This is a genomic window from Trueperaceae bacterium (assembly GCA_019454765.1).
GTDB lineage: Bacteria > Deinococcota > Deinococci > Deinococcales > Trueperaceae > JAAYYF01.
Genome location: JACFNR010000048.1, coordinates 8,822 through 13,755, shown reverse-complemented (window position 1 = coordinate 13,755; position 4,934 = coordinate 8,822). Strand labels below are relative to the sequence as shown.

The window sequence follows — 4,934 nt, the reverse complement described above, 5'->3', positions numbered from 1 at the left end:
GCCTGCTCAGCCGTTCCTGTAGAGGTAGCTGTAGGCGTTGATGGCGGGCACCCCGCCAAGGTGCACGTACAGCACGCGCGAGCCGTCGGGGAAGAAGCCCTTGCGGGTCAGGTCGATGAGGCCCTGCATGGACTTGCCCTCGTAGACGGGGTCGGTCATCATGCCCTCGGTGCGGGCGGCCAGGCGGATGGCCTCGTTGGTCTCCTCGGAGGGGACGCCGTAGGCGGGGTAGGCGTACTCGGTCTTCAGGACCACGTCCTCGGGGACGATCTCGCGGCCCAACCCCACCTTGGCCGCCGTGGCGCGCGCGATGCGCAGGATCTGCGCGTGAGTCTGCTCCGGGGTGTGGGAGCCGTCGATGCCGATCACGCGCCGGGCGCGGTCGTCGGCGGCGAAGCCGACCACCATGCCGGCCTGGGTGGAGCCGGTGACGCTGCAGGTGACGACGTAGTCGAACGTGATGCCGAGCTGGGCCTCCTGCTCGCGGACCTCGTCCGCGAAGTTCACGAAACCCAGGCCGCCTAGCGGGTGGTCGGACGCCCCGGCGGGGATGGCGTACGGCCTGCCGCCGCGCGCCCTGATGGCCTCGAGCGCGCGCTCCCAGCTGTGGCGGATGCCGATGTCGAACCCCTCGTCCACGAGCTCGACGGTGGCTCCCATGACGCGCGACATGAGGATGTTGCCGACGCGGTCGTAGACGGCGTCGGGGAACGGCACCCAGCTCTCCTGCACCAGGTGGCAGGCGAGGCCGAGCTTGGCCGCCACGGCCGCCACCTGGCGCGTGTGGTTCGACTGCACGCCGCCGATGGTGACGAGCGTGTCGGCGCCCTGCGCCAACGCCTCGGGCACGAGGTACTCGAGCTTCCTCACCTTGTTGCCGCCGAAGGCCAGCCCCGAGTTGCAGTCCTCGCGCTTGGCGTAGAGGCGCACCTTGCCGCCGAGGGCCGCCGACAGGCGCGGCAGCTCCTCGATGGGGGTGGCGCCGAACATGAGCGGGTACCGCTCGAAGCTCTTCGTGAGGTTGAGACCGTTGGCCATCGCTACTCCTCCCAATGCTCCCGCGCCGGGGCGGCTCAGCCCGCGACGAACGCCGCCAGCGCCGCCTTGAGCCCGGCCAGGTCCTCGCGCCTGACGTACATCATGTGCCCGGCCTCGTACGTCGACGTCGTGATGTTGGCGCGCAGTTCCTCCTCCAGGCCGAGGTGGTTGAGGGTGTGCTCCGTGGCGAAGTAGGGGGTCGCGAGGTCGTAGTAGCCCGACGCCACGTGCACGCGCAGCTTGCGGTTGACGCTCATGGCGTGCCGCAGCGTGTCGGCCACGTTCACGTACCTGCCGGTGAACTGCGAGTAGTCCCAGGTGCCGTAGAGGCTCGTCAGGATCTCGTACGTCACGTCGGGCGTGAGGCGGAACCCGAGCTCCGTGCGCACGTAGGCGTTCCACGCCGCCGTGAACGGCTCCTGGATGGCGCTCATGCTGGGGTCGTACTCGAACTGCTCCCCGCCGGCGTCGCGATCGAAGCCCAGGTAGCGGCTGTCGAGGCGGCCCACCGTCTTGCGCTCGTTGCGCAGTAGCTCCTTCGTGAAGCGCGGCAGGGCGAGGCGCAGGTTGTTGCGCTCCACGAACTCAGGGCTCGTGCCGGTGTAGTCGGCCACCTGCCGCGCCACGGCGGCGCGCTCCTCCGCGCCCAGGCGCGCCCCCTTCAGTAGCGCGAGGCTGTAGCGTTCCAGCGTGAACTCCTCCACCTCGCGCAGGAACTCCTCGAGGGGCTTCTCCTGGTGTTCGCGCCGGAGCGCGCCGTGGAAGTGGGCCGTGGCGGCGTAGCTGGGCAGGTAGAGCAGCGGCGGCAGGTCGTTGCCGACGTTGAAGTGCAGGGTGGTGAAGTCGAGCACCGACGACACGAGCATGATGCCCGTCAGGAAGATGCCGTGCCGGTTCTGCAGGTAGCCGGACAGGCCGGCGGAGCGGGTGGTCCCGTAGCTCTCGCCCGCCAGGAACTTGGGACTCAGCCAGCGGTCCTCGCGGCCCAGCCACTCGCGGATGAGGTCGCCCACGCTCTCTAGGTCTTGCTGGTAGCCGTGGAAGTCCTTGGCCTTCTCGCCCTCGGCCGGCCGGCTCCAGCCGGTGCTCACGGGGTCTATGAACACGAGGTCGGTGACGTCCAGCAGCGAGTGCTCGTTGTCGGTCAGGCGGTAGGGGGCGGCGAGCGGCTCGCCCTCGTCGCCCATGACCACCCGGCGCGGCCCGAACGTGCCCAGGTGCAGCCACACCGACGAGGAGCCGGGGCCGCCGTTGTAGGCGAACGTGATGGGCCTCTCGGCCGGGTCGTGCTCCCCCAGGCGCGTGTACGCCGTCACGAAGAGGCGCGCCACCGTCTTGACGCCCTTGCTGACGCCGTCCTCGCTCGCCTCGCGGTTGAGCGACACGAGCCCGCTGGTGGCGCGGTAACGCACCACCTCGCCGCCGATCACCACCTCGTGCTCGGTGGTGACGAGCTCGTCGGGGATCAGCTTGTCCTTGAGCTCCTTGGGTGGCTCTGGGGGAGTGGACTGGCTTGTCATGGCGGCGCCTCCGGTGTCGGTGGGGGCAGGATAACCGGCCGGGTCGCCAACTAGAGCGGGCGCGGGTAGGGGAGGCTCAGCGCCGCCGCGCCAGCCACACCACGTGCCGGACGCCCTTCTTGCCGCGCGAGCGCACGTTCTTCTCGCTGACGGCGAAGCCGGCCGCCACCAGCCGCCTGGCGAAGGCCGGGCTCTGGAAGGCGGACCACACCGCCAGCACGCCCCCCGGCGTGAGCGCGCCGTGCGCGGCGCGCAGCCCCGCTGGCGAGTAGAGGCGTTCGTTGCCCTCGTGAGTGGTGCCCTCGGGCCCGTTGTCGGTGTCGAGGAGGACGGCGTCGTACGCCCGCGTTGCGCGCGCCAGCAGGTCGGCGACGTCGGCCACCACGAGCTTGACCCGCCCGTCTGCTAGGGGACGCCCGGCGAGGTGCGCGAGGGGGCCGCGGTTCCACTCGGCCACCTGCGGCACCAGCTCGGCCACGCTGACGCGTGCGGTCGCCGGGAGCGCGTCCAACGCCGCGCGCAGGGTGAACCCCATGCCGAGACCGCCGATCAGCACGTGCTGGGCCGGCCGGGCGAGCTCGGCGAGGGCCAACGCGGCGAGCGCCTCCTCCGAGCCGTGCTGACGGCTGTTCATGAGCTCCAGGCCGGCCACGCGCAGGGAGAACTCGTCGCCACGGCGGTGGAGCGACATCGTCTCGCCGCTCGGCAGCCTCGTCTCTCCGACTGGTTCCCAGGGGATCAAGGTCGTCGGCTCCTCGTGGGCCGGGAGGCGGCGACCGGGCGGGCCGCGCGGTGGGGGTGGTGGCGCGCCGGCGGCCGCGGGCGGGCGGAGGCGAACGGTCGGGACAACAAAAAGACGCGCTCTCGCGCGTCCGATATCCTCAAGCTATCGCGTTATGCGCTATCCGTCAAGTGGTTACACGGGAACGGCCGCCGGCGCGGCCCCCAAGCGCGGAAAGCGGGGCTCGACGGGCCGGCGCGCCAACCCATCTCGGGCCGGACTCGCCCACCCGCCTCGGGCCGGAGTCACCTACCCGTCTCGGGCCGGGCGCGCCCACCAGCGTCCGGCCGGGCGCGCGCCCATGCGTATAGTTGCTCAAGCATGAACGTGGTCATCGTCCTGCTCCTCATCGTCGTGAACGGTCTCTTCGCCATGGCCGAGATCGCCATCGTGTCGGCCAACAGGCTCAGGCTGCAGCAGAAGGCCGAGGCCGGCCTGCCGGCGGCGGTCCGCGCCCTCGCCCTGGCCGAGAACCCGAACACGTTCCTGTCGACGACGCAGATCGGCATAACGCTCGTCGGGGTCTTCTCCGGGGCGTTCGGTGGCGCCACCCTCTCCGGCCCCCTGGCGGACCTCCTGCGCGGCGTCCCCTTCCTGCACGGCGTCGCCGACCCGCTGGCGTTCGGCGCCGTGGTCGTGCTCATCACCTACGTCTCGCTGGTGGTCGGCGAGCTCGTGCCCAAGCGCATCGGCTTGAACGAGCCGGAACGCATCGCCATGGCGCTTGGCGGCTTCATGATGGGCCTGTCGCGCCTCGCCCGCCCCCTCGTCGCCTTCCTCGGCGCCTCCACCAACGGGCTGCTGCGCCTCCTGCGCGTCAAGCCCAGCGCGGCCGAGGTCATCAGCGAGGAGGACATCGACATGATGATCGCGCAGGGGCTGCGAGCGGGCGTGATCGAACCCGCCGAGCAGGAGATCATCGAGAACGCCTTCTGGCTGGGTGAACGGAAGGCGAACGCCATCATGACGCCGCGTCACGACGTGTCGTGGTTCGACCTTGCGGCGAGCCGCGTCGAGGTCCTCGAGCGCATCAAGGCGGAACCGCACGGGCGCTACCTCGTGTGCGACGGTGAGCTCGACAACGTCGTCGGCTTCGTGGCGCTGCAGGACCTGCTCGTCGCGGAGCTGGCGGACGACCCGTTCGCGCTGGCAGGCATGCTGCGCAAGCCGCTGATGGTGCCCGAGACGCTGCCCATACTCTCGCTTCTCAACAGCTTCAGGGAGTCGCGCACCCACTTCGCCGTCGTGCTCGACGAGTACGGCGGCGTGGAGGGGATAGCCACGCTCGCCGACATCCTTGAGGAGCTCGTGGGCGACATCCTCCCGCCCGGCGAGGAGGGCGCGCCCGAGGTCGTGGAGTTGGGGCCGCGGCGCTGGCGCGTGCAGGGCTCCATGCACGTCGACGACTTCGTCGACCTGCTCGGCCTCGACGACGACGTGGTACCGGAGGGGAGCGGCTACCAGACGGTGGGCGGCCTGCTCGCGGACCGGCTCGGGCGCGTGCCGCAGGCGGCGGACGAGACCGCCTGGCACGGCTACAGCCTCGAGGTGGAGGAGATGGATGGGCTGCGCGTCAGCTGGGTGCGCGTGGTGCC

General features: G+C 70.9%; 4 protein-coding genes. 1 reads left to right on the top strand and 3 read right to left on the bottom strand.

Going from position 1 to position 4,934, the window contains the following annotated elements:
* Positions 1-6: 6 nt before the first annotated feature.
* The 3 genes from H3C53_11555 to H3C53_11545 all read right to left on the bottom strand — a co-directional run bounded on the left by H3C53_11555 (position 7) and on the right by H3C53_11545 (position 3,249).
* Positions 7-1,038 (bottom strand): 1-aminocyclopropane-1-carboxylate deaminase, encoded by a 1,032-nt coding sequence (locus H3C53_11555; protein ID MBW7917301.1) that lies wholly within the window; start codon positions 1,036-1,038, stop codon positions 7-9.
* Between the two features lie 35 nt (positions 1,039-1,073).
* Positions 1,074-2,558, bottom strand: a complete 1,485-nt coding sequence (locus tag H3C53_11550; GenBank protein MBW7917300.1) for a peptidase S10 — start codon at positions 2,556-2,558, stop codon at positions 1,074-1,076.
* 76 nt (positions 2,559-2,634) lie between these two features.
* A complete protein-coding gene (locus H3C53_11545; GenBank protein ID MBW7917299.1) occupies positions 2,635-3,249 on the bottom strand; it encodes a spermidine synthase in 615 nt (204 codons plus the stop codon).
* Positions 3,250-3,660: 411 nt separating this feature from the next.
* Here H3C53_11545 and H3C53_11540 point away from each other — a divergent pair.
* Positions 3,661-4,934: HlyC/CorC family transporter (locus H3C53_11540; GenBank protein ID MBW7917298.1), on the top strand; the 1,274-nt coding region annotated here is incomplete at its 3' end.

Excerpts from the sequence above, each read along its gene's own strand:
- H3C53_11555 (MBW7917301.1), bottom strand. The coding sequence starts at position 1,038 with ATGGCCAACGGTCTCAACCTCACGAAGAGCTTCGAGCGGTACCCGCTC.
- H3C53_11550 (MBW7917300.1), bottom strand. The coding sequence starts at position 2,558 with ATGACAAGCCAGTCCACTCCCCCAGAGCCACCCAAGGAGCTCAAGGAC.
- H3C53_11545 (MBW7917299.1), bottom strand. The coding sequence starts at position 3,249 with ATGTCGCTCCACCGCCGTGGCGACGAGTTCTCCCTGCGCGTGGCCGGC.